Source organism: Enterococcus bulliens (assembly GCF_053761865.1).
Genome location: NZ_JBSMXK010000004.1, coordinates 72820 through 96304, shown reverse-complemented (window position 1 = coordinate 96304; position 23485 = coordinate 72820). Strand labels below are relative to the sequence as shown.

20 protein-coding genes and 1 tRNA gene are annotated in these 23485 nt (G+C 38.8%); 17 read left to right on the top strand and 4 right to left on the bottom strand.

From position 1 onward, the window contains the following. Positions 1-5: 5 nt before the first annotated feature. The 9 genes from trmFO (at position 6) to ACWOEC_RS03585 (ending at position 9412) form a co-directional block, all read left to right on the top strand. Positions 6-1316 carry an FADH(2)-oxidizing methylenetetrahydrofolate--tRNA-(uracil(54)-C(5))-methyltransferase TrmFO gene (gene trmFO / locus ACWOEC_RS03625; RefSeq protein WP_297075436.1) on the top strand — a complete coding sequence of 437 codons (1311 nt, stop codon included), beginning with the start codon at positions 6-8 and terminating at the stop codon, positions 1314-1316. A gap of 101 nt (positions 1317-1417) precedes the next feature. Then, positions 1418-1822, top strand: a complete 405-nt coding sequence (locus ACWOEC_RS03620; RefSeq protein WP_297075439.1) for a hypothetical protein — start codon at positions 1418-1420, stop codon at positions 1820-1822. Next, positions 1819-3234 carry a flotillin family protein gene (locus tag ACWOEC_RS03615; RefSeq protein ID WP_455305972.1) on the top strand — a complete coding sequence of 472 codons (1416 nt, stop codon included), beginning with the start codon at positions 1819-1821 and terminating at the stop codon, positions 3232-3234. The genes ACWOEC_RS03620 and ACWOEC_RS03615 overlap by 4 nt, the downstream gene beginning before the upstream one ends. Before the next feature lie 154 nt (positions 3235-3388). Next, the gene (locus tag ACWOEC_RS03610; protein ID WP_455305971.1) at positions 3389-4639 is read left to right on the top strand and encodes an aminoacyltransferase; all 1251 of its coding nucleotides are present in this window, start codon (positions 3389-3391) and stop codon (positions 4637-4639) included. A 217-nt stretch (positions 4640-4856) separates the two neighbouring features. Beyond that, complete coding sequence (gene xerC / locus ACWOEC_RS03605; RefSeq protein WP_455305970.1) at positions 4857-5756, top strand: tyrosine recombinase XerC; 900 nt, start codon at positions 4857-4859, stop codon at positions 5754-5756. Between the two features lie 15 nt (positions 5757-5771). Continuing rightward, complete coding sequence (hslV, locus tag ACWOEC_RS03600) at positions 5772-6314, top strand: ATP-dependent protease subunit HslV (protein ID WP_297075970.1); 543 nt, start codon at positions 5772-5774, stop codon at positions 6312-6314. 1 nt (position 6315) lies between these two features. Further along, entirely contained in the window at positions 6316-7719 is a 1404-nt protein-coding gene (gene hslU / locus ACWOEC_RS03595) for an ATP-dependent protease ATPase subunit HslU (protein ID WP_455305969.1), read from the top strand. Between the two features lie 16 nt (positions 7720-7735). Continuing rightward, a complete protein-coding gene (gene codY, locus ACWOEC_RS03590) occupies positions 7736-8521 on the top strand; it encodes a GTP-sensing pleiotropic transcriptional regulator CodY (RefSeq protein WP_297075971.1) in 786 nt (261 codons plus the stop codon). A 15-nt stretch (positions 8522-8536) separates the two neighbouring features. Next, the gene (locus tag ACWOEC_RS03585; protein WP_455305968.1) at positions 8537-9412 is read left to right on the top strand and encodes an aldose 1-epimerase family protein; all 876 of its coding nucleotides are present in this window, start codon (positions 8537-8539) and stop codon (positions 9410-9412) included. 43 nt (positions 9413-9455) lie between these two features. Here ACWOEC_RS03585 and plsY read toward each other — a convergent pair whose 3' ends face one another. Beyond that, the gene (plsY, locus tag ACWOEC_RS03580) at positions 9456-10088 is read right to left on the bottom strand and encodes a glycerol-3-phosphate 1-O-acyltransferase PlsY (RefSeq protein WP_297075976.1); all 633 of its coding nucleotides are present in this window, start codon (positions 10086-10088) and stop codon (positions 9456-9458) included. A 207-nt stretch (positions 10089-10295) separates the two neighbouring features. On the opposite strand from plsY, the gene parE reads away from it, so the two are divergent. From parE to ACWOEC_RS03545, 7 genes are all read left to right on the top strand, one after another. Then, positions 10296-12266 (top strand): DNA topoisomerase IV subunit B, encoded by a 1971-nt coding sequence (gene parE / locus ACWOEC_RS03575; protein ID WP_455305967.1) that lies wholly within the window; start codon positions 10296-10298, stop codon positions 12264-12266. 35 nt (positions 12267-12301) lie between these two features. Next, positions 12302-14743: a DNA topoisomerase IV subunit A gene (gene parC, locus ACWOEC_RS03570; RefSeq protein ID WP_455305966.1), complete on the top strand. Its 2442-nt coding sequence runs from the start codon at positions 12302-12304 to the stop codon at positions 14741-14743. A gap of 241 nt (positions 14744-14984) precedes the next feature. Then, the gene (gene pflB / locus ACWOEC_RS03565; RefSeq protein WP_455305965.1) at positions 14985-17261 is read left to right on the top strand and encodes a formate C-acetyltransferase; all 2277 of its coding nucleotides are present in this window, start codon (positions 14985-14987) and stop codon (positions 17259-17261) included. Between the two features lie 36 nt (positions 17262-17297). Beyond that, positions 17298-18065: a pyruvate formate-lyase-activating protein gene (gene pflA / locus ACWOEC_RS03560; RefSeq protein ID WP_297075986.1), complete on the top strand. Its 768-nt coding sequence runs from the start codon at positions 17298-17300 to the stop codon at positions 18063-18065. 87 nt (positions 18066-18152) lie between these two features. Beyond that, positions 18153-19079: a manganese-dependent inorganic pyrophosphatase gene (locus ACWOEC_RS03555; protein ID WP_297075988.1), complete on the top strand. Its 927-nt coding sequence runs from the start codon at positions 18153-18155 to the stop codon at positions 19077-19079. Positions 19080-19134: 55 nt separating this feature from the next. Next, a complete protein-coding gene (locus ACWOEC_RS03550; protein ID WP_455305964.1) occupies positions 19135-19950 on the top strand; it encodes a DUF1803 domain-containing protein in 816 nt (271 codons plus the stop codon). Positions 19951-20014: 64 nt separating this feature from the next. Beyond that, positions 20015-20824 carry a hypothetical protein gene (locus tag ACWOEC_RS03545; RefSeq protein ID WP_455305963.1) on the top strand — a complete coding sequence of 270 codons (810 nt, stop codon included), beginning with the start codon at positions 20015-20017 and terminating at the stop codon, positions 20822-20824. Between the two features lie 44 nt (positions 20825-20868). Here the strand turns inward: ACWOEC_RS03545 and ACWOEC_RS03540 are convergent, their stop codons facing one another. Both ACWOEC_RS03540 and ACWOEC_RS03535 read right to left on the bottom strand, forming a co-directional pair. After that, complete coding sequence (locus ACWOEC_RS03540) at positions 20869-21504, bottom strand: hypothetical protein (RefSeq protein WP_455305962.1); 636 nt, start codon at positions 21502-21504, stop codon at positions 20869-20871. 148 nt (positions 21505-21652) lie between these two features. Further along, a tRNA-Leu gene (locus ACWOEC_RS03535) sits at positions 21653-21734 on the bottom strand. Between the two features lie 181 nt (positions 21735-21915). On the opposite strand from ACWOEC_RS03535, the gene ACWOEC_RS03530 reads away from it, so the two are divergent. Next, a complete protein-coding gene (locus ACWOEC_RS03530; RefSeq protein ID WP_297075998.1) occupies positions 21916-23133 on the top strand; it encodes a pyridoxal phosphate-dependent aminotransferase in 1218 nt (405 codons plus the stop codon). Positions 23134-23173: 40 nt separating this feature from the next. Here the strand turns inward: ACWOEC_RS03530 and ACWOEC_RS03525 are convergent, their stop codons facing one another. Continuing rightward, complete coding sequence (locus ACWOEC_RS03525) at positions 23174-23356, bottom strand: DUF2187 domain-containing protein (RefSeq protein ID WP_455305961.1); 183 nt, start codon at positions 23354-23356, stop codon at positions 23174-23176. Positions 23357-23485 lie beyond the last annotated feature (129 nt).

The window sequence follows — 23485 nt, the reverse complement described above, 5'->3', positions numbered from 1 at the left end:
ACAGTATGAAAACAGTAAATGTCATCGGTGCAGGTCTAGCTGGAAGCGAGGCAGCTTGGCAAGTCGCAAAAGCGGGGGTACCGGTTCGCTTATATGAAATGCGTCCAAAAAAATCAACAGAAGCTCACCATACAGCAAATTTTGCTGAACTGGTGTGTTCCAACTCGTTACGTGGAAATAACCTAACCAATGCTGTAGGTGTGTTAAAAGAAGAGATGCGTCGTTTGGATTCAGTGATCATCACGTCTGCTGATCAAACGGCTGTCCCAGCCGGTGGCGCGTTGGCAGTTGATCGCGATACTTTTTCAGAATTGATCACAAAACGTGTAAAAGAACATCCTTTAGTGACTGTAGTAGAAGAAGAGATCACCGAAATTCCAGAAGGGATCACGATCGTGGCTACTGGTCCGCTAACTTCAGCACCACTAGCCCAAGCGATTAAAGCATTCAATGGATCAGATGGGTTTTACTTTTATGATGCGGCTGCTCCGATTATCGATAAAAACACCATCGATATGGATAAAGTATATTTGAAATCACGTTATAATAAAGGAGAAGCGGCTTATTTAAATTGTCCGATGACAAAAGAAGAATTTGAAGCATTTCGTGAAGCACTTGTGAATGCTGAAGTCGCACCATTGAAAGATTTCGAAGAAGAAAAATACTTTGAAGGCTGTATGCCAATCGAAGTGATGGCAACTCGTGGTCCTAAAACGATGTTGTTTGGACCAATGAAACCAGTTGGATTAGAAGATCCTAAAACAGGGAAACGTCCATATGCAGTCATTCAATTGCGCCAAGACAATGCCGTGGCTTCACTGTATAATATCGTTGGATTCCAAACGCATTTGAAATGGGGCGAACAAAAACGCGTATTTCAAATGATCCCAGGACTTGAAAACGCTGAAATCGTACGTTATGGTGTCATGCATCGCAATAGTTTTATGAATTCACCAGAATTATTACACCAAACGTATCAATCTAAAAAACGTGAAGACTTGTTTTTTGCAGGCCAAATGACTGGTGTTGAAGGGTATGTTGAGAGTGCAGCAAGTGGGTTAGTTGCTGGGATCAATGCGGCGAAATTAGCGAAAGAAGAAGAATTAGTCGTCTTTCCACAAGAAACGGCAATCGGATCGATGGCCTACTACATTACCCATGCCTCAGGAAAACATTTCCAACCGATGAATGCAAACTTCGGACTGTTCCCAGAATTACCTGAACGTATTCGCGACAAAAAAACGCGTTATGAAACATTAGCAAATCGCGCGTTGGATGCTTTAGCACAAATGGATCAGGTTTTAGTAGAAAAATAAGTTGTACTAGACGATCGCGTCACGCGATCGTCTGTTTTTTTAGAAAATTATTGTAAGCGTTCAAAAATTAAGATATGATGAAAAGAGAAGAGGTGAAACGCATGATAAATCAAAGTATACAAGCGATTCAAGAAGCCCCACTTGTATTAAAAATTTTAATGTTGTTACTCGTTATTCTTCTCGCCTATCTTTTATTAAGTGTATGTTTTGCACCTGGGATGTATCTATACAATAAACTCACAGATAAAAATCAATCCAATGTTGATGAAGAAAAAACCTATTATCTAGGTGAGATCACACTTAAAATCCAAGGGAAAGGATATGGCGAAGTGTTAGATACTGAGCACCAAAGTTTATATCCAGCACGCTTATTTCAATTAGATGAACAAGAAGCGGACATTTTATACTCGGTCGGAACGAAAGTGTTGATCATTGAATTTGATCAAGAAGGAGTAGCGCGTGTTGTAAGAGCAAATCCAATTTTAGAAAGAGGGAATACATTATGATTATCGATTTATTGACGAACCCGATTGTTTGGCTAGTGGTAGTGATCATTGCGATCATCACGTTTTTAATGATTCGTTATCGCATCGGAAAACCCGATGAGGCCTTGATTGTAACAGGATCTTTTTTAGGAAAAGATGGGATCAAGATTCTAAAAAATAGCGGAACTTTCGTGATTCCAATTGTACAAAAAGCGCATACTTTGAGTCTTTTGACCCACAAATTAGAAATTGGCACACCTGAAGTATATACTGAACAAGGTGTGCCAATCAAAGCAAGCGCGACAGTGCTTGTAAAAATTGGCAATAGTGTGGATTCGATCAAGACGGCAGCCGAACAATATCTCGGTAAGTCTACAGAAGAGTTAGAAGATGAAGCACGCGAAGTCCTAGAAGGCCATCTACGTGCGATTTTAGGAACCATGACGGTTGAAGCAATCTATAAAAACCGTGATGATTTCGCTGAGCAAGTCCAACAAGTCGCATCGACAGATTTACGTAAAATGGGTCTGGAGATCGTTTCCTTTACGATCAAAGATGTAAGTGACCCGAATGGCTATTTAGATGCATTAGGTCGTCCCCAAATTGCAGAAGTGAAAAAAAATGCGGAAGTTGCAGAATCCAATGCATTAAGAGAAACCAGAATCAAACAAGCAAGTAATGAACAATTAGCCCAACAAGAAGAGATCCGTCGCCGCACAGAAATTGCAGAAGCCAATAAAGAAATGGCTTTAAAAGAAGCGCAATATAAACAAGAACGTGAAGTTGCGGATGCAAAAGCGGAACAAATCGCTGTTGTGGAAAAAATGAAAGTCAACTTGATTGAACAAGAAAAAAATATTGAGATCCAAGGCAAACAGGCCGAATTGACGGAAAAAGAACTGAATGCCACGCTACGTAAACAAGCCGAAGCAGAAAAATATGTTGTCGAACAACGTGCTTTAGCTGAAAAAGCCAAAGAAATTGCGTATGCCGAAGCAGAAGCCGAGAAAGTTCGTTTAGCCGCACAAGCAGAAGCAGAAAAAGTGACGAAACTTGGGGAAGCCGAAGCGCAAAAAATTACCAAAGTAGGACAAGCGCAAGCGCAAACACAAGAACAAATGGCCTTAGCACTTCAAAAATTAAACGAAGCAGGAATTTTGATCGAGTTTATCAAAGTCTTGCCAGAAATTGCCAAAGAAGTAAACGCACCAATTAGCAATATCGACAAGATTGTCAGCTTTGGTCAAGGGGATGGTGTGCATGAAATGGGACAAGCCGGCCTTGCACGTACATTTGAAACCATCAAAGAAACGACCGGTTTAGATTTGATCACATTAATCAATGACTCAACGGCTACGACAAAAGGAAATCGTGAGTTAGTGGAAGCCGTTCAAACAGTAAACTCATCGCATCAAGAAGTCTCCAAGGAATGATCAAAGATGGCTGTGGCAGAACGCTGTCACAGTCTTTTTTTGAAGATTTTAGTAAACTCTAACATCACAACTTTTCAATTGAAAGAAAGAGTGATACACTAACAAGCGATAAACTAAATTTGTGAAAAGAAAGTGAAAATTGGAGTTGTCCTATATGTATACGTTTATGAAATTAACACCCGAAGAATTTCAAGCGCATCAAGCGCAATTTACGCAAGCAAATTTTTTACAAACAATCGAAATGAAACAAGTACAAGAACAAAATGGCTGGTACGGTGAATTTGTAGGGCTAAAAGATGATCAAGGTGCAATCGTAGCGTCTTCTTTATTGACGCATACGAAACTAGGCTTTGGTCAACTCTATCTGATCAATGGTGGAATGATGGTCAATGAAGACGATCAGACTTGTTTGGCAACTTTTTTAGCCGAATTAACTACTTATACAAAGAAGAATCAAGGACTTACACTAACGATCGCGCCGAATCAAGCAAAACGTTGGTTAACGACCCAAGGTGAAGTGTTAAAAGAAGCGCCAGTCGATTATGACAAGACCTATCTACAACAAGGGTTTACGATCGATGCGATGGATTCAGATGCTTATATTAGCTATGGTAAGCCTTTTTTTATTAAAGACCTATCCGATCTCACACTCGACACGTTACGCTCGTCGTACACTAAATCCGCCCAGTATAGTGTGAAAAAAACAAAAGATTATGGGATCGTCTTACGTGAATTGTCTTATGAAGAGCTACCGAAGTTTAAAAAATTAACCGAAGAAACCAGCGAGCGCCGTGGCTTTTCAGATAAAAGTTTAGCGTATTACCAAGCCTTTTTTAACGCCTTTGGTCAAAAAGCAAAATTTGTTGTTGCGGAGATCAATTTTGAAACTTACAAAGAGAACTTGGTGCATCGTGCTAAAGAAATCCAAAGTACCTTAGATGAGATCAATGACTTTTTAACCATCAATCCTAAAAGTCGGAAAAAAAATAACCAAAAACGTGAATTTGAAGATGAACTACGTACAGTTCAGGTACGAATTGAAGAAGCAGAGGCTTTTTCTAAAGAAGAACCTGGTGAAGTCATCTTAGCTGGTGCATTATTTGCAATCGAATCCACAGAGGTTGTCTACTTATTTAGTGGCACGTATGAAAAATATAAAAAATTCTATGCACCTTATTTGATTCAAGACTATATGATGCAAGAAGCAATCGCTCGTCAGATCCCACGTTACAATTTTTATGGGATCGAAGGGGTCTATGATGGTTCTGATGGTGTATTGAAATTTAAAGATGCGTTCAATGGACAAGTCGAAGAACGTTTTGGCGTCTATACAAAAGTCGTTTCACCAATGAAGTATCAAGCCTATCGAATGCTAAAAGGGATATTAAATCGCATTCGTCATTAATCAAACCGTATGGATGGCTATAGCTGTTCATACGGTTTTTTCTTAAGAAAAAATGAGAGGTTCGTTCGTAAATTTTCAGAATTGTAAAGGATTTTTGAACAATTTGTTAAATTCTGACAATTTATTTGTTTTTTTCAAAAGACTGTGCTAAATTTTAATCATCGTTTGGAATGTAAGTGTAACCAAACGTGATGGAATCAAGAAATGAGGCAAGTAGATGGATCAAGATTGGTTTGGACGATTTTGTCGTTATTTGACGGTCGAACGAGGCTATTCAGAAAAAACGACAGCTGCATATACCGAAGACTTTTTACAATTTCAAGTTTTTTTACAAGAAATTACTTGTGTCGACTATACAAAAGTTGACTATCGCGATGTGCGATTGTATTTGAGCCGTTTGAGTGAACATGGCTACAGCCGTAATAGTATCGGCCGAAAAATTGCCAGTTTGCGTTCATTTTATCAGTACCTATTGCGCCAAGAAGTGATCACAGAAAATCCGTTCACCTATGTCCAATTAAAAAAGAAGCAGCCGAAACTGCCGCGTTTTTTTTATGAAGATGAGGTACAGGAGCTATTTGATAGCATCACAGGTTCAACGCCATTAGATCAACGTAATCGTGCATTACTAGAAGTTTTATATGGTTGTGGCTTACGTGTGAGTGAATGTGCGACGCTTGCGGTACACCAAATCGATTTTCAGATGCAAGTCTTGAAAGTGATCGGAAAAGGTCATAAAGAGCGGATCGTTCCATTTAATGATCATACCAAACTCGCGATGCAAACGTATTTGAATCAAGGTCGGATCGCGCTATGTGAAAAAAGTCGCACTGTCCATGACACGTTTTTTGTAAATCATCGTGGTCAAGCACTGACTACAGCTGGCGTGGATTATATCTTGACACAGTTATTAAAAAAAAGTCACTTAGATAGTGAAATCCATCCACATAAATTGCGGCATACGTTTGCCACTCACTTATTAAATAATGGTGCGGATATGCGTACTGTCCAAGAGCTTTTAGGCCATAGTAATTTATCGACTACACAAATCTATGCACATGTGACCAAAGAGACGTTACAACAAAATTATCGTCAATTTCATCCACGTGCCAAATAAAAGGAGTATCAATTTATGAAATCAGAATTTCATTCAACAACGATCTGTGCCGTTGAAAAAGACGGAAAATTTGCAATGGCTGGAGACGGTCAAGTCACAATGGGCGAGCAAATCGTCATGAAAGGTACTGCCAGAAAAGTCCGTCGTATCTATAACAATCAAGTGGTAGTAGGATTTGCTGGAAGCGTGGCAGATGCCTTCACATTGGAAGAAAAATTTGAAGGAAAACTAAATGAATATAACGGAAACTTGCAACGTGCAGCAGTTGAACTGGCACAAGAATGGCGCACCCAACAAGCGATGCAAAAATTAGAAGCCATGTTGATCGTCATGAACGAAAAGGAAATGTTACTTGTTTCTGGAACGGGTGAAGTCATTGCTCCTGACGACGGGATTTTAGCGATCGGATCAGGTGGAAATTATGCATTGGCTGCAGCACGCGCAATGAAAGAATACGGTGGTGAGTTAAGCGCCACTGAGATTGCACGTAATGCTTTGAATATCGCAGCGGATATCTGCGTCTTTACCAACCATAATATTATAGTAGAGGAATTTTAACATGATGAATCAAGCCAAATCACCAAAAGAAATCGTCAAAGATTTAGATGAATATATCATTGGTCAACACCAAGCGAAAAAATCTGTAGCGGTAGCATTACGCAACCGTTACCGCCGTTTGCAACTAGATGAACAAATGCAACATGACGTGACACCGAAAAATATTTTAATGATCGGACCAACTGGTGTTGGTAAGACTGAAATCGCACGTCGATTAGCAAAAATCGTCTCTGCACCTTTTGTAAAAGTCGAAGCGACGAAATTCACAGAAGTTGGATACGTTGGTCGTGACGTAGAATCTATGGTCCGTGATTTAGTCGAACACGCGATCCAGTTAGTGAAAAAAGAACAATATGATAGTGTCTACGCGCAAGCTTCAAAAAAAGCGAACCGTCGTTTAGTCAAAGCATTAGTGCCTGGAATCAAAAAAGAACAAAAACAGACTAGTTCAAATCCTTACGAACAAATGATGAGCATGTTCAATGCAACTCAGCAAACAGAAGAACCAAAAGAAGAATTGACCGATGAAATTCGCTCGAATCGTCAAGCGATCTTTGAACAACTAGAACGTGGCGTGTTAGATGATCGCGAAGTGACGATCAAAATCGAAGAACCAAAAGTACAAGCTCCAGCAATGAACAATGGATTAGAGCAAATGGGGATTGATTTAAATGAAACGTTAGGTGCGCTAAAACCAAGCAAAAAAATCGAACGGACACTTAGCGTAAAAGAAGCACGCGAATTATTGATCCAAGAAGAATCAGCAAAATTAGTCAATGATGCGGATATCCATAGTGCGGCGATTAAATTAGCGCAATCAAGTGGAATTATTTTTATCGATGAGATCGATAAAATCACTTCAAAATCACAAAGCAATTCTGGTGAAGTTTCGCGTGAAGGCGTGCAACGAGATATCTTGCCGATTGTGGAAGGGTCACAAGTCAGTACGAAATATGGCGTGATCAATACTGATCATATTTTATTTGTGGCATCGGGAGCATTTCATTTATCAAAACCAAGCGATTTGATTCCCGAATTACAAGGTCGTTTTCCAATTCGTGTGGAGCTAGATGATTTGACGACAGAGGATTTTGTCAAAATTTTGACTGAACCAAACAATGCACTGATCAAACAATACGTGGCCTTGTTAGCAACAGAAGACGTAGCGGTTACCTTTACGTTAGAAGCAATTGAACGGATCGCTCACATTGCCTATCAAGTCAATCAAGAGACAGACAATATCGGTGCACGTCGCTTGCATACGATTTTAGAAAAACTTTTAGAAGATCTATTGTTTGAAGCTTCAGATATGCAAATGGCCGAAATTACGATCACTGAAGCCTATGTAAATGAAAAACTAAATGATATTGCACAAGATGAAGATCTAAGCCGTTATATTTTATAGGCGAGAGGGGAAAACCATGGAAAGACTGTTAGATAAAACACGTCGTATCAACGAATTATTGCAACAAAAAAATACATTTCGGGTACATGCGGATTTACCTTATAACCAAATGGCGCAAAGTCTAGGTTCGATCTTAGATAGCAATACGTATATTATCAGTAGTGATGGTACCTTGTTAGGGTTTACAGAACAGCACGATTTTAATAATGATCGAGTGAAAAATATGCTAGTAGAAAAACAATTTCCCGACAATTACACAGATATGGTGGATCGGTTGATGCAAACAGAATCGAATATTCCAATTAGCAGTGATATGACGGCTTTTCCGATTGAAAGCCGTGAATTGTATCCTAATGGATTGACGACAGTCGTACCTATTTTTGGCGCTGGTGAACGTTTGGGAACGATTATTTTATCTCGTGTGGAAACGACGTTTAACGAAGAAGATTTGGTTCTAGCAGAATACAGTGCCACAGTAGTAGGGATGCAATTTTTATACCAACAATCACGTTCGATCGAAGAAGAGATCCGCAGTGCAACATCTGTACAAATGGCGATCAGTACGTTGTCGTACAGTGAATTAAAAGCAGTTCAAGCCATTTTTGATGAACTAGATGGTGATGAAGGCCGTTTGACGGCTTCTAGTATTGCAGATGAAATCGGCATTACCCGTTCGGTGATTGTCAATGCCTTGCGTAAATTAGAATCTGCAGGTATTATCGAGTCTCGTTCGCTGGGCATGAAGGGAACCTATTTGAAAGTGCTCAATCCACGCTTCAAAGAAGAATTAGCTCGTTCGTAATTGGAGGGATAATAAATGAAGGTAATGTTAGAAAATGCACAATACCAAGTAACGATTGAGACATTAGGTGCAGAGATTCAACAATTTTTTGATAAACTTAATGCAATCGAGTATATGTGGCAAGCGGATCCTAAACATTGGAAACGCCACGCTCCTGTATTGTTTCCAATCGTAGGGACATTAAAAAATAATCAGTATCAAGTAGCACAAAAAACGTACACTCTACCGCGCCATGGATTTGCACGTGATCAAGAGTTTGAGTTGGTCGAACAGACCAACTCAACTGCTCGTTTTCGCTTAGTAGATACAAACGAGACGCGCGCAGTCTATCCTTTTGGGTTTTGTTTAGAGATCTTGTATACGCTAACGAACAATGCACTAGAAGTACGCTACCAAGTCAGTAATCCAGACGAAGCGCCACTATATTTTTCAATTGGGGGCCATCCAGCTTTTAATGTTCCACTAGAACCTGGCTTGTCGTTTGAAGATTATTATTTGGTCTCAGAACCCTTAAAATCACGGACATTTTTGCCGCTTAAACACGATTTGATTGATCTTGAACATAAAACACTGGGCCAAACCAATACGGCAATTGATTTGACCCACGGATTGTTCAAAGAGGATGCATTGATTTTTGAAACCAAAGGAAAAACAGCTTTTTCGATTTGTTCAGATAGATCCAAACATGGTGTGACGTTATCCTACAAAGACTTTCTATACTTTGGGGTTTGGTCGACGGCACCTGTTGCCTCTAATTTTGTCTGTTTGGAGCCTTGGGCAGGAATCGCTGATGTTATAGATGCGACAGGTGAGTTTACGCAAAAATTAGGTATCGAGCGTTTAGATGCACATGAAGTATTTGATGCAGCATATACGATCACTGTATTTTAAAAAAGCTTTTCACTCAATTAATCGTTTTAATTGAGTGAAAAGCTTATTTTGATTGTTTACGAAGACCAAAGCCGATACGACTTTCAGTTCCTGCTTTGATTCGGGCAATATTGGCCTTATGGCGATAAAAAATAAAGATAGTTACGCCACAAGCTATCAACGTTAAAAGCCAATTGAATGTAGGCAAAATCGGTGTGTGCAATAAAGGCAAAAGGATCGTGGACAAGGTAATCAGTACCGCAGCTAGCATGCTTGTCAAACTCACCATACTCGTACAATATAAACAGACCAGAAAAATAACCGTTGAATATGTAAAAAAGAGTGGATTGTACGCCAAGATCATCCCAGCGCTTGTTGCGACCGCTTTGCCACCTTTAAATTTCGCAAAGATCGGAAACGTATGCCCTAAAATAGCACATACACCAAACCATAACGGATTGACGGTATGAATATCAAAAAAACTTGGAAGTAACGTGGCAAGCGTTCCTTTTAAAATATCCATAAACAAGACTACTGTTCCGGCGATTGGACCTAACACACGAAACGTATTGGTCGTTCCCATATTGCCGCTGCCGAATTTTCGAATGTCTTTGTGGAAAAATAGTTGGCCGATCCAAACTCCTGAAGGAATCGAACCTAAAAGATATGCACCTATGAATAAAAGAATAATTGTCATAATATCCCACTTTCTTATTAACCTAGCAGAATTTTATCATGAAATCATCACAACAACAATTGTTCATAAAATTTTTCATCAAATCATAAGTATCGTATCGAAATCCTAAAAAAAAGTATTTTGCCACTTTTCTTTTTTGAGATTTTCCTATAGAGTATGAGAAGTATTGTTTTACATTTTAGAAAATTACATAAAGGAGAGTTCAATTTGGTAAATAAATCCAATGAATATAATGATGCGTCCATCCAAGTCCTTGAAGGATTGGAGGCCGTTAGAAAACGTCCAGGGATGTATATTGGATCAACCGATCATCGAGGGTTGCACCATTTAGTCTATGAAATTGTCGACAATGCAGTAGACGAAGCGCTCTCAGGATATGGTCAAGAGATTCGAGTTACGATCCACCACGATCAAAGTATTAGTATCCAAGATTTTGGACGGGGGATGCCGGTTGGGATGCATGCTTCTGGGATTCCTACCGTTCAAGTTATTTTTACAGTACTACATGCTGGAGGGAAATTCGGTCAAGGTGGCTATAAAACATCTGGTGGGTTACATGGGGTTGGAGCGAGTGTTGTTAATGCGCTGTCTTCTTGGCTTACTGTGACGATCGTTCGTGATGGGATAAAATATCAAGAAACATTTATTGATGGTGGAAAACCTGAAGGAACGCTAGTTGAAATTGGCAAAACAAAGGAGCCAAATGGGACAACGGTCCATTTTTTACCTGATGCTTCAATCTTTAGTACGACAAAATTTTCATATGACACATTAGCAGAACGTTTGCGCGAATCGGCGTTTTTATTGCGTGATGTTAAAATCACTCTAACCGACGAACGAAAGGAAGAAACCATTCAAGAAGTATTTCATTATGAAGAAGGGATCAAAGAGTTCGTTGAGTATTTAAATGAAGAAAAAGATGCTTTGACACCAATCGTCTATTTTTCTGGTGAAAAAGAAGGCATCGAAGTCGAGGTCTCCTTTCAATATAATGATGGTTTTTCAGAAACGATTCTATCTTTCGTAAACAATGTTCGAACAAAAGATGGCGGAACACACGAAGCTGGTTTAAAAGCTTCCTTGACAAAATCGTTCAATGAATATGCGCGAAAAGCAGGTTTATTAAAAGAAAAAGATAAAAATCTAGAAGGAACTGATTTTCGTGAAGGTCTGGCAAGTGTGTTGTCGATTCGTGTTCCGGAACATTTGTTGCAATTTGAAGGACAAACAAAAGAAAAATTAGGGACACCTGCAGCACGTAATGCCGTGGATACCATCGTTGGGGATCAATTAGGTTTTTATTTACAAGAAAATAGCGAAATGAGCCAATCAATCGTCAGAAAAGCGATCAAAGCCCGTGAAGCCCGTGAAGCAGCCCGTAAAGCTCGTGAAGATAGTCGTAATGGGAAGAAAAAGAAAAAAGGGGAAGCGTTGCTTTCAGGTAAATTGACACCTGCACAATCAAAAAATCCCAAGAAAAATGAGTTGTACCTAGTCGAAGGAGATTCTGCTGGTGGTTCAGCCAAACAAGGTCGTGATCGTAAATTTCAAGCAATCTTACCGCTTCGTGGGAAAGTCATCAACACTGAAAAAGCAAAAATGCAAGATATTTTGAAAAATGAAGAAATCAATACGATGATCTATACGATCGGAGCAGGTGTTGGTCCGGAATTTGAGCTTGAAGATTGTAATTATGATAAAGTGATCATTATGACCGATGCGGATACGGATGGAGCCCATATCCAAGTGCTCTTGCTGACGTTCTTTTATCGTTACATGAAACCATTGATCGAAGCAGGACGGGTGTATATTGCGTTACCACCTTTGTATAAGATTTCAAAGGGAATCGGGAAAAAAGCACAGATCGCCTATGCTTGGACTGACGATGAGTTGGCGACACAAACGAAAAAAATGGGAAAAGGCTATATGATCCAGCGCTATAAAGGGCTAGGAGAGATGAATGCTGACCAATTATGGGAAACGACAATGGATCCTGAACATCGTACGCTGATTCGCGTGCGCATTGAAGACGCTGCACAAGCAGAACGTCGTGTCACAACGCTAATGGGTGATAAAGTCGAGCCACGTCGAAAATGGATCGAAGCGCATGTTCAGTTTACCTTAGAAGAAGAAGGTAGTATTTTAGAAACAACGGAAGAAAAAATTTCCGAAGCATAAGAATGAAGTTTAGTTGAAGAATAGGAGTTGATTTCTTGGAACACGATCAAAATATTCAGGAATTGACATTAGAAGAAGTAATGGGAGACCGCTTTGGTCGCTATTCAAAATATATTATCCAAGAACGAGCATTACCTGATATTCGTGATGGATTAAAACCGGTACAACGTCGTATTTTATTTGCGATGAATCAAGATGGCAATACACATGAAAAAAGCTTTCGTAAATCTGCTAAGTCTGTCGGAAATATCATGGGGAACTATCATCCACATGGTGACAGTAGTATTTATGAAGCGATGGTACGGATGAGTCAAGACTGGAAATTGCGTAATGTTTTGATTGAGATGCATGGAAACAATGGGAGTATGGATGGGGATCCACCAGCTGCGATGCGGTACACTGAAGCTCGTCTGTCTGAAGTTAGTGGAGAATTATTAAAAGATATCGAAAAAGAAACCGTTGATTTTGTATGGAATTTTGACGATACTGAAAAAGAACCAACTGTCTTGCCTGCCAAATTTCCGAATTTATTGGTCAATGGATCGACTGGAATCTCAGCAGGATATGCTACGGAGATTCCAACGCATAATTTAAGTGAGATTATTGATGGTACGATTCATTTGATTGATCACAAAGAAGCTAGTGTTGAAGAATTGATGCAATTTATTCCAGGACCTGATTTTCCAACAGGGGGTATTCTGCAAGGTAGCGATGAAATCAAAAAAGCGTACGAAACCGGTCGCGGGAAAGCGATTGTACGCTCAAAAACTGAGATTCAAGAGATCAAAGGTGGAAAATCGCAAATCGTGATCTCTGAGATTCCTTATGAAGTCAATAAAGCGACTTTAGTGAAGAAAATGGATGAAATTAGAATCAATAAAAAAGTAGATGGCATTGCAGAAGTGCGCGACGAAAGTGATCGTACTGGATTACAGATCGTTGTCGAACTAAAAAAAGAAGCCAATGCTCAAGGGATTTTAAATTATTTATTTAAAAATACCGATCTACAGATCAACTACAATTTCAATATGGTAGCCATCGACAATATGCGTCCGCAACAAGTAGGTCTCAAACGAATGTTGACTAGTTACATCGAACATCGTCAATCGGTGATCTTGAAACGTAGTCAATATGAATTACAAAAAGCGTTGGCTCGTCAGCATATTGTTGAAGGCTTGATCAAAGCGTTGTCGATTTTAGATCAAGTCATCGAAACGATTCGTCAAAGTAAAGACAAAAAAGATGCGAAAAATAATTTAGTGATGTTGCATGCTTTTACAAGCGAGCAAGCTGAAGCTATCGTAACGTTACAATTATATCGTCTAACCAATACCGATATCACGCAATTAAAAAAAGAAGCAGAAGAATTGGCGCTTACGATTGCTAAACTAGAAAAAATAATTCAACGTCCAGATGAATTATTTAAATTGATGAAGCAAGAATTACGTGAAGTCAAGAGAAAATACGGAACAAAACGTCTCACTACGATCGAAAAAGAAATCACTGAAATCACAATCGACACACAAGTTTTAGTAGCTCAAGAAGATGTGATGGTGACGATCACGCATGAAGGTTATATCAAACGCAGTAGCTTACGCTCTTATAGTGCTTCAAACGGTGAACCTACAGGTATGAAAGAAGGCGACTTTGTAGTATATCAACAACAAGCCAATACGTTGGACCATTTATTGTTGGTAACCAATAAAGGAAATGTCATTTATCGTCCGGTACATGAAATTCCTGAATTGCGTTTTAAAGAAGTCGGGGAGCATATTTCACAGATGTTGACTAATCTTGGGATCGATGAAACGATTTTCAAAGTATTTGCTTACCAAAAGCTTTCTAAGGACGCTACATTTGTGTTCTTTACGAAACAAGGATACACGAAACAAACTTGGCAAACTGAATTTGAACCATGGCGTACCTATAAAACGCGTTCGCAAGTAATGATGAAACTAAAAGATCCTGCTGACGAGTTAGTCGCTGTTTTTGAGACGGTACCTGAGAAGACAGATGTTTATTTAACAACACATCAAGCATTTGCTTTACGTTACCCGATAGCTGAAATCCCGATAGTAGGGGCTAAAGCTGCTGGAGTCAAAGCGGTCAACTTAAAAGCTGAAGATTATGTAGTCGGTGTGCTATTGATTGATCCGCTCGATCAAACGGCTATCACCTATATTACTCAACGTGGAGCGCTAAAACGAATGATTGCTCAAGAGATCCCAGTTACCGCCCGTGCTCAACGTGGCTTGATGATCTTTAGAGAATTGAAAAAACAAGCCCATCGTGTCATATCACTTTCTGAAGGGGAAGTTCAGTTGCAAATTGTCAATCAAAAAGGCGAACAACTGGAATTGTCGGTACTGCATTATCCGATTACTGATCGACAATCGAATGGCTCATTTGTACTAAATGAAAAAGACGGTGGCTTAGTGACGCAAGTCTATGTACAAGAAACCGAAGAACTGTTATAGTTTTTTAAAACACATCTCCAAACTGTATCAATACAGTTTGGAGATGTGTTTTACTTTTTCTTAAAATATAAGGATTTAATTCACAAAATAAACCTTTATATTTATTGAGTTTACGAACGTTTTTGTTACATACTTGATTTTATAGGATTTTAAAGGCTGAAAACACTTGCATAAAGATTGTGATGTGTTATACTATCTTTGTAAAGTTGTTGCAGTAGCAACGCAAAAGGAGGAACCGTAGATGACAATGGAAATGACCAATACAGAAACAACAAAAGCATGGGACGGATTTAAAGGTGGAGAATGGCAAGTTGAGGTCAACACACGTGACTTTATCCAAAAAAACTACACGGAATATCGTGGCGACGATCAATTTTTAGAACCAATCTCGCCAAGTACTGAAAAATTATGGAACAAATTACAAGAACTATTTGAAGTACAACATCAAAAAAATGGCGTGTACGATATGGACAATAACATTCCATCTACGCTAACTTCTCATGGTCCAGGCTACTTAATCAAAGAAGAAGAAAAAATCGTTGGTTTGCAAACAGATGTACCATTGAAACAAGCTTTCCAACCATTCGGTGGAATCAAAATGGCCAACAATGCCTTAACCGCTAATGGGTACGAAGTTGATCCTGAAATGACGAAAATCTTTACAGATTGGCGTAAAACGCATAATCAAGGAGTATTTGATGCCTACACTCCAGAAATGCGTTTAGCACGTAAAAATAAAATCATTACAGGTCTTCCTGATGCGTATGGTCGTGGTCGTATTATTGGGGACTATCGTCGTGTGGCTTTATACGGAATCGACTTCTTAATGGAACAAAAGAAAAAAGATCATGAAAATTGCGGCAATAAAGTAATGACCGATGATGTGATTCGTTTACGTGAAGAAATTTCAGAACAATACCGCGCATTAAATGACTTAAAAACAATGGCAGCATCTTATGGGTTTGACATTTCACGCCCAGCTGAAAATGCACAAGAAGCGATCCAATGGCTATACTTTGGTTATCTAGGTGCAATCAAATCACAAAATGGTGCAGCGATGTCAATCGGACGTATCTCAGCATTCTTAGATATTTATATTCAACGTGATTTAGATCGTGGGTTGATCACAGAATTTGAAGCACAAGAAATGATCGATCACTTGATCATGAAACTACGTATGGTGAAATTTGCCCGTACACCAGATTACAATCAATTGTTCTCAGGATATCCAATTTGGGCAACGTTATGTGTTGCAGGTATGGGAATCGATGGCCGTTCATTGGTCACTAAAAATGACTTCCGTATCTTACACACATTGACCAACATGGGACCATCACCAGAACCAAACTTAACTGTATTGTACTCTTCACACTTACCTGAAGGTTTCCGTACATTTGCAGCACGTATTGCTAAAGAAAGTTCATCGATCCAATTTGAAAACGATGATTTATTACGTGAAAAATGGGGTTCAGATGATTGCGCGATCGCATGTTGCGTATCGGCAACAGTTGTTGGAAAAGACATGCAATTCTTTGGTGCTCGTGCGAACTTAGCGAAAGCAGTATTGTATGCGATCAACGGTTGTGTTGATGAAAAAACGAAAATGCAAGTAGGACCAAAATATCGTCCATTAACTGGTGAAAATATTGACTTTGATGAATTTATGGAAAGCTTCAAACAGACATTAGATTGGTTAGCAGAATTGTATGTGAATACATTAAATGTGATCCATTACATGCATGATAAATATGCTTATGAAGCAGCGCAATTAGCATTGATGGACTCAGATTTAAAACGTACATTCGCTACAGGAATCGCAGGTATCTCTCATGCGACCGATAGTATTATGGCCATCAAACACGGGAATGTAAAAGTCATCCGTGATGAAGATGGATTAGCAGTAGACTATATTCCACAAAATGAATTCCCAACATACGGAAATGACAATGCAGAAGCCGATCAAATGGCAAACTGGATCTTGGATTACTTCATGACTCAGATCAAACGTCAACATACGTATCGTCATTCAACACCAACGACTTCTTTACTTACAATCACATCAAACGTGGTTTATGGTAAAGCCACTGGGAATACACCAGATGGACGTCGTGCGGGTCAACCATTAGCACCCGGTGCAAACCCAAGTTATCAAGATGGTAAATTCTTAGGTGAAAAATATGGGTTGTTGGCTTCATTAAACTCTACAGCACGTTTAGAATATTCACATGCTCTAGATGGTATTTCAAATACCCAAACAATCAACCCTAATGGATTAGGTAAAGATGATATGACACGTATCAACAACTTACGCAATGTTTTAGACGGCTACTTTGATAAAGGTGGTTACCATATCAACGTGAACGTCTTTACAAATGAATTGCTGTTAGATGCGCAAGCACATCCTGAAAAATATCCAAACTTAACGATTCGTGTTTCTGGTTATGCCGTGAAATTCCGCGATCTAACACCAGAACAACAAGCAGACGTAATCGCACGTACCTCTCACGACCGTCTATAATCATTACGCGACTAGCAAAAGAAAAGAGGAATTGCAATGGATCAGGCAATCAAGGGAAGTATACATTCAACAGAAAATTTTGGTACCGTTGACGGCCCAGGAGTTCGGTTTGTCATCTTCACACAAGGTTGCCGGATGCGTTGTCAATTTTGTCATAATCCGGATACTTGGAAGATCGGTGCGAAAACGGCAACAGAATACACCGCAGATGAGTTATTAGCAGAAGCATTGAAGTATCAAGCCTATTGGGGCGAAGATGGTGGGATCACGGTTAGTGGTGGCGAACCGCTATTACAAGTCGACTTTTTGATCGAATTGTTTAAAAAAGCCAAAGCAAAAGGAATCCATACGACATTAGATACGTGTGGCAAACCATTTACTAGAGAAGAGCCTTTCTTTAGTAAATTCAATGAACTGATGCAGTATACCGATTTGATTTTATTTGATATCAAACAAATCGATAACGAAGCCCATAAACAATTAACGACACAGTCAAATGAAAACATCTTAGATATGGCTCGTTATTTATCTGAAATCAACCAGCCTGTTTGGATCCGCCACGTATTGGTACCATTTCGTAGTGATTACGATGAGTTTTTGATTCGATTAAATGACTTTATTCAAGGTCTAAGTAATGTCGATAAAGTCGAAGTCTTGCCTTATCATACGATGGGAAAATTCAAATGGGATGAGTTAGGCTTGAAATATCCGTTAGAAGGCATTGAGCCACCGACAAACGATCGTGTTGAAAATGCGAAAGAACTATTACACGTTGCGGATTATACGGGGTATCAAACAAGATAAAGTAAAAGAGATAAGAAATTTGTTATTTTCTTATCTCTTTTTTTTTGCTATGATAGAAGCGGAAACTCAACTAAAGGAGCGAATCACATGTCAACTATTTTAGTCTTCGGACATCAAAATCCAGATACCGATGCAATTGGAGCTGCGATTGCATTTTCACATTTACAAAATGAGTTAGGTCAACAAACGGAGGCCGTAGCGCTAGGAACACCAAATGAAGAAACTCAATTTGCGTTAGATGCTTTTGGCCTAAGCGCACCACGCGTGATTGAAACAGCTGCTAATGAAACCGAACAAGTCATGTTAGTCGATCATAACGAATTCCAACAAAGTGTTGCCGATATCAAAGACGTAACGGTCCTAGCTGTAGTTGATCATCACCGTATCGCTAATTTTGAAACAGCAAATCCTTTGTATTACCGTGCTGAGCCTGTAGGTTGTACGAGTACGATTATTTTGAAATTGTTTAAAGAAAATCAAGTAACGATTCCAAAAGCGATTGCTGGGATCATGTTATCGGCAATTATTTCAGATACCTTATTATTAAAGTCACCAACTTGTACGAAAGAAGATATCGCTGCTGCAAAAGAATTGGCACAAATCGCTGAAGTGGACCTAGAGGCATACGGTTTAGATTTATTAAAAGCAGGAACGAACCTAGCGGACAAAACAGTATCTGTATTATTAGATCTAGATGCAAAAAGCTTCCCAATGAGTGATAAAACAGTTCGTGTTGCGCAAGTGAATACGGTAGCGATTCCTGAATTATTTGAACGTCAAGTAGAGCTTGAAAAAGAAATGGCTGTATTAAATGAAGAAAAAGGGTATGATCTTTTTGTTTTAGTCGTTACCGATATTTTAGAAAATAATTCTGAAATTTTAGTGGTTGGCGATCAAACAGCGCCAGTAGAAGAAGCCTTTGCGGTGAAATTGACGAATAATCGTGCATTTTTACCAGGGGTTGTTTCTCGTAAAAAACAAGTTGTACCTCAATTAACAGCAGCATTTCAATAAGATAAAAAGACGTTTTTAGAGTAATCTAAAAACGTCTTTTTTTGGAGGGAAAGAAATGAAATTAGGTTATGCGAATCTGACAACAAATGAACAACAAATCGTTACCGATCCATTTTACAAACAACTGGTGACGTATCTGCTAGAGCAAGAAACACCTCCGACATTAAGGCAGTTAAAAGAAGCCTTTCCTGCAAGTAAACTCGAAAAAAAATTAGAGCGATGTATCCGTGCGCAGTTGATCATTCGTGAAAATCGTCGTTATTTTACAACAATCACGTATGATGCGGTACAAAGTAATCAAACGACTGTAGACGACTGGGTCGCAAAACTTATGGCAAAACCAATCAAACCTGCTCAACTCTATACCTTAGCAAAAGATTTTCAGCAACAAAAATGGATAGGATTTTTACCTGAAACACTTGATTTTTGTTATCCAGCCACACTTGAAACGAGTCAATTGGGTATGGATGCATATAGCACACAACAAATGGCCAATACACTTCCGCATTATTTTCAAGCTATCGGCCAACAAGAGTCGCGTTTTTATCCGAAACTTATACAAACAATCGGTGATGTTGATCCGGAGTATTTTTTAGATCAAGTTCAAGTGATTTTAGAAAAAGTTGCACGACAACGTAAGATTCGTCCATCTATTTTTTTGACAGCATTGCACGAAACGAATCTGCTTACGCCTGAAGTGCCTTATGAAGTCAAAGCTTATCAAACTGATCACACTTATGTACAACTAGAAAATACGTATCACGCGTTACCTCCGATTGTGAAAGGACAAATCATAGCTAGTATTCTGAAAAAGACACAGATGGATCCATTTATTGTAATCGATATAAAACCAGAACAGCAAAAGCGATAGCGAGTAGGGAGGGTTTTATGTTAAGATAGCTCCATAGAGTATATTTGAGAAAGAAGTGAAGGCAATGGTAGATGTTTCAAATATTGAACGTAAATACACGCGTTTTCCCGCGTTTTCTGATTCCGATGGAGTGAAGTTGCAACGCAATGCGACAAGAAAACCGTTTACTTCAACTGAGCCCTGGATTTTAACTGAAAGTCAAACAACAAATACGACACCGTCTACGACATCAGCGGGAGTTGATTTTACAGAAAGTGAAACATTGCGTGCAAGAAGACGTACGACGTATATCCCTAAATCGGTCTCTAAACGCTATGGCCATAGTTTGGCGCAACAAGATGAATTGAAAAAGCATCGTGAACAATTACCAGATTACGGAAAAAAACCAGTAAGAGAAGAAACGAAAACAGGCAAAGTAAAATTGTTTGGAAACTACACGCGTGCGCCGCGTGTGTCGTCTCAACCAGTGAGCACAGTTGAAACAGCTGGACCCTCTGAAACGAAAGGCATGCAAGAACCAAGTGCTACTTTAGAACAACAGGCACATACTCCTTTTGTTCCGACATTTACACCTAAATCATTGATTCCTGATCAACCGAAGGAAGAGCTAGAAACGAAGGCTTTGCTTGCAGGCTTTCAAAAAACAGATGAGCATTATTTATTGTTTGAAGAGTCAAATGATTATGTGGAGAAAAAACCCGAAGAACCTAGTGTGAGACGTTTCAACAAACAAGAACCTGTTGCGATGACTAGAGGACAATACAAAGCGGCATTTAAAACGAAAGAAAAGAAAAAAGGCGTCTTGAATCGTGATTTATCTAACTTGATCGATCAAGGACAAACAGAACAAAATTCTGATCCGCATTTTGAATAGTGCACAAAAACAAACACCGGCTAAGAAATTTAGCCGGTGTTTATTTAGTTTTTCGTTAACATATGCACGTGCATCGCTGGAATGGAAATTTTTTCACCTAGAGTGGAATTATACGATACCATACCTAAAAACGTCCCATAAACAGTCACATTGTCTTCTTCAGCTACTGGAGTCGATACTTCGGATTTTTTAATCTCTAATAAGATCATTTTGTCATAATCGCCGTCAACAGCTAAACGATATTGGACTTTTTCGTCATCCTCAATGGTTTGGATCACTTCACCTGTTAATGTGATTTTTTGACCTTCATATTTTTTCGGTGTTTGCGTTAACTCTTCGTAGTTTGTTTTTGCATCATACGTGCTCTTATCTTCTTTTTGTGCATCTTCTTGTTCGGTCGCTAATTCAAGATCGTCTAGCCGAACGGTTTCTTTTAATTTATCTTCATTTTTCACTTGGTCTTCTTTAGACTGTTTTAGTTCTTGTGAAGATGTTGATGTAGTAGAAGGCGAAGCAGTTTCGTCGCTTGATTTAGTTGATGAAGTCATCCCGATGATCAATAAAATAATTCCGACCACGGTAATCGCGCCCGTTATAAGTTTTACGCTAGTTCCTTTTTTTTGTAAAAGTAGAAAGCCGATAATGCCAATGATGATTAAAATGATTCCACTAATTGTCATAAAAACTCCTCATTTCGTTTCGATTTTGTCTCTTTTTCATTACCTCAACATCATTATTTTAGCAAAGATTCCGTCAAATTTCCTTAAAAAAGTGAAAAAAAGCACAAAAATACTTAAATAAAAAAACCAGCCAAAAGTGACTGGTTGATGCGGACGATGGGACTCGAACCCACACGACCGAAGCCATACGCCCCTCAAGCGTACGCGTCTGCCAATTCCGCCACATCCGCAAATAGGGTACAAGAAAAATTTTAGCGATTTGACTTTTAAATGTCAATCTTTTTTTGGTTAAACTAGTGAAAAATAGGCAGAAGCTAAAAAGTTTGTAAATTCTAAAAATTAAAATTGCAATTTTATTTCAAATGACTTAAAGTTTAAGAAAACTAGTTCTTTTTTGAAAAGAGGATGTTTATGCGAAAATTTGAAAAATCAACAAAATTAGAAGGCGTAAGTTACGATGTTCGCGGTCCGGTATTAGAAGAAGCTGACCGAATGCAAGAAGAAGGCGTGAGTATTTTAAAATTAAATACTGGAAATCCAGCGCCATTTGGTTTTGAAGCGCCTAACGAAATCGTCCGTGATCTCATTATGAATGTACGTGCTTCAGAAGGGTACTCAGATTCAAAAGGGATTTTTTCAGCTAGAAAAGCGATCGAACAGTATTACCAACTTCAAAAATTTCCAAATGTTTCGATCAATGATATCTATATCGGAAACGGCGTTAGTGAATTGATTACGATGAGTATGCAAGGATTGTGTAATGATGGTGATGAAGTATTGGTTCCAATGCCCGATTATCCTTTGTGGACAGCTTCTGTTTCACTAGCTGGTGGCAAGCCAGTTCATTATATTTGTGACGAAGAAAGTGAATGGTATCCAGATATTGCAGATATCCGTGCAAAAGTTACGGCAAAAACCAAAGCAATCGTATTGATCAATCCGAATAATCCAACTGGGGCAGTTTATCCTAAAGAAATATTGGAACAAATTATTACCGTTGCTCGTGAGTTTGATTTGATTATTTTTTCAGATGAAATCTATGATCGTTTAGTCATGGATGGCCACCAACATATTCCGATTGCGACACTAGCACCAGATCGCTTTGTCGTCACGTTTAGTGGGTTATCAAAATCGCATCGTGTTGCGGGTTTTCGTGTAGGTTGGATGGTATTAAGTGGAGATAAAACGCGTGTCCGTGATTATATTGAAGGATTAAATATGTTGTCTTCGATGCGACTATGCTCCAATGTATTATCGCAACAAATCGTCCAAACAGCCTTAGGTGGTTATCAAAGTGTAGATGAATTATTGTTGCCAGGTGGTCGAATTTACGAACAAAGAGAATACATCTATCAAGCAATCAATGATATCCCAGGTTTATCTGCAGTCAAACCAAAAGCGGCCTTTTATATGTTTCCTAAAATGGATATCAAGCGATTTAATATCAAAAATGATGAACAATTTGTTCTTGATTTTCTCCATGAACATAAGATTTTACTCGTCCACGGCGGCGGGTTCAATTGGCAAGCACCAGATCATTTTAGATTGGTATACTTACCGAATATGGAGGATCTAAAAACGACCTCACATGCTCTGCGCCAATTTTTATCCACTTATCAGCAAAAATAAAGAGAAAAAAGTGGTTCCCCCGAACCACTTTTTCTCTCCCTTATAAAAGAATATCTGTTATACATTTCTTTTTGCTGAGCACAATCCGTCCATTATATTTTTCCACTAACTCACTATTAGGATTTTTTACATGAATCAAATATGAATTTTCATACTCTTTTTCGATGAATCCTTGAAACGTTTCGTTTTCCCAGGTAAATGCGATTTGAACTTGATTTTCCATAAAAATAACACTTCCTTTAACATAGATAGAGGATCATAAGCTAAAAAAATGATACGCTTTCTTTTTTGTTAGTATGAGCTAAAAGCTCAAAAAGATAAAATGCGAATTCGCATATTTTAAGGAGGCCGA

Bases quoted from the DNA above. Each gene is read 5' to 3' on its own strand.
- pflB (WP_455305965.1), top strand. From the start codon at position 14,985: ATGACAATGGAAATGACCAATACAGAAACAACAAAAGCATGGGACGGA.
- xerC (WP_455305970.1), top strand. From the start codon at position 4,857: ATGGATCAAGATTGGTTTGGACGATTTTGTCGTTATTTGACGGTCGAA.
- hslU (WP_455305969.1), top strand. From the start codon at position 6,316: ATGATGAATCAAGCCAAATCACCAAAAGAAATCGTCAAAGATTTAGAT.
- hslV (WP_297075970.1), top strand. From the start codon at position 5,772: ATGAAATCAGAATTTCATTCAACAACGATCTGTGCCGTTGAAAAAGAC.
- plsY (WP_297075976.1), bottom strand. From the start codon at position 10,088: ATGACAATTATTCTTTTATTCATAGGTGCATATCTTTTAGGTTCGATT.
- codY (WP_297075971.1), top strand. From the start codon at position 7,736: ATGGAAAGACTGTTAGATAAAACACGTCGTATCAACGAATTATTGCAA.
- ACWOEC_RS03530 (WP_297075998.1), top strand. From the start codon at position 21,916: ATGCGAAAATTTGAAAAATCAACAAAATTAGAAGGCGTAAGTTACGAT.
- ACWOEC_RS03550 (WP_455305964.1), top strand. From the start codon at position 19,135: ATGAAATTAGGTTATGCGAATCTGACAACAAATGAACAACAAATCGTT.
- ACWOEC_RS03615 (WP_455305972.1), top strand. From the start codon at position 1,819: ATGATTATCGATTTATTGACGAACCCGATTGTTTGGCTAGTGGTAGTG.
- trmFO (WP_297075436.1), top strand. From the start codon at position 6: ATGAAAACAGTAAATGTCATCGGTGCAGGTCTAGCTGGAAGCGAGGCA.
- ACWOEC_RS03525 (WP_455305961.1), bottom strand. From the start codon at position 23,356: ATGGAAAATCAAGTTCAAATCGCATTTACCTGGGAAAACGAAACGTTT.
- ACWOEC_RS03585 (WP_455305968.1), top strand. From the start codon at position 8,537: ATGAAGGTAATGTTAGAAAATGCACAATACCAAGTAACGATTGAGACA.
- ACWOEC_RS03610 (WP_455305971.1), top strand. From the start codon at position 3,389: ATGTATACGTTTATGAAATTAACACCCGAAGAATTTCAAGCGCATCAA.
- ACWOEC_RS03620 (WP_297075439.1), top strand. From the start codon at position 1,418: ATGATAAATCAAAGTATACAAGCGATTCAAGAAGCCCCACTTGTATTA.
- ACWOEC_RS03540 (WP_455305962.1), bottom strand. From the start codon at position 21,504: ATGACAATTAGTGGAATCATTTTAATCATCATTGGCATTATCGGCTTT.
- ACWOEC_RS03555 (WP_297075988.1), top strand. From the start codon at position 18,153: ATGTCAACTATTTTAGTCTTCGGACATCAAAATCCAGATACCGATGCA.
- ACWOEC_RS03545 (WP_455305963.1), top strand. From the start codon at position 20,015: ATGGTAGATGTTTCAAATATTGAACGTAAATACACGCGTTTTCCCGCG.
- pflA (WP_297075986.1), top strand. From the start codon at position 17,298: ATGGATCAGGCAATCAAGGGAAGTATACATTCAACAGAAAATTTTGGT.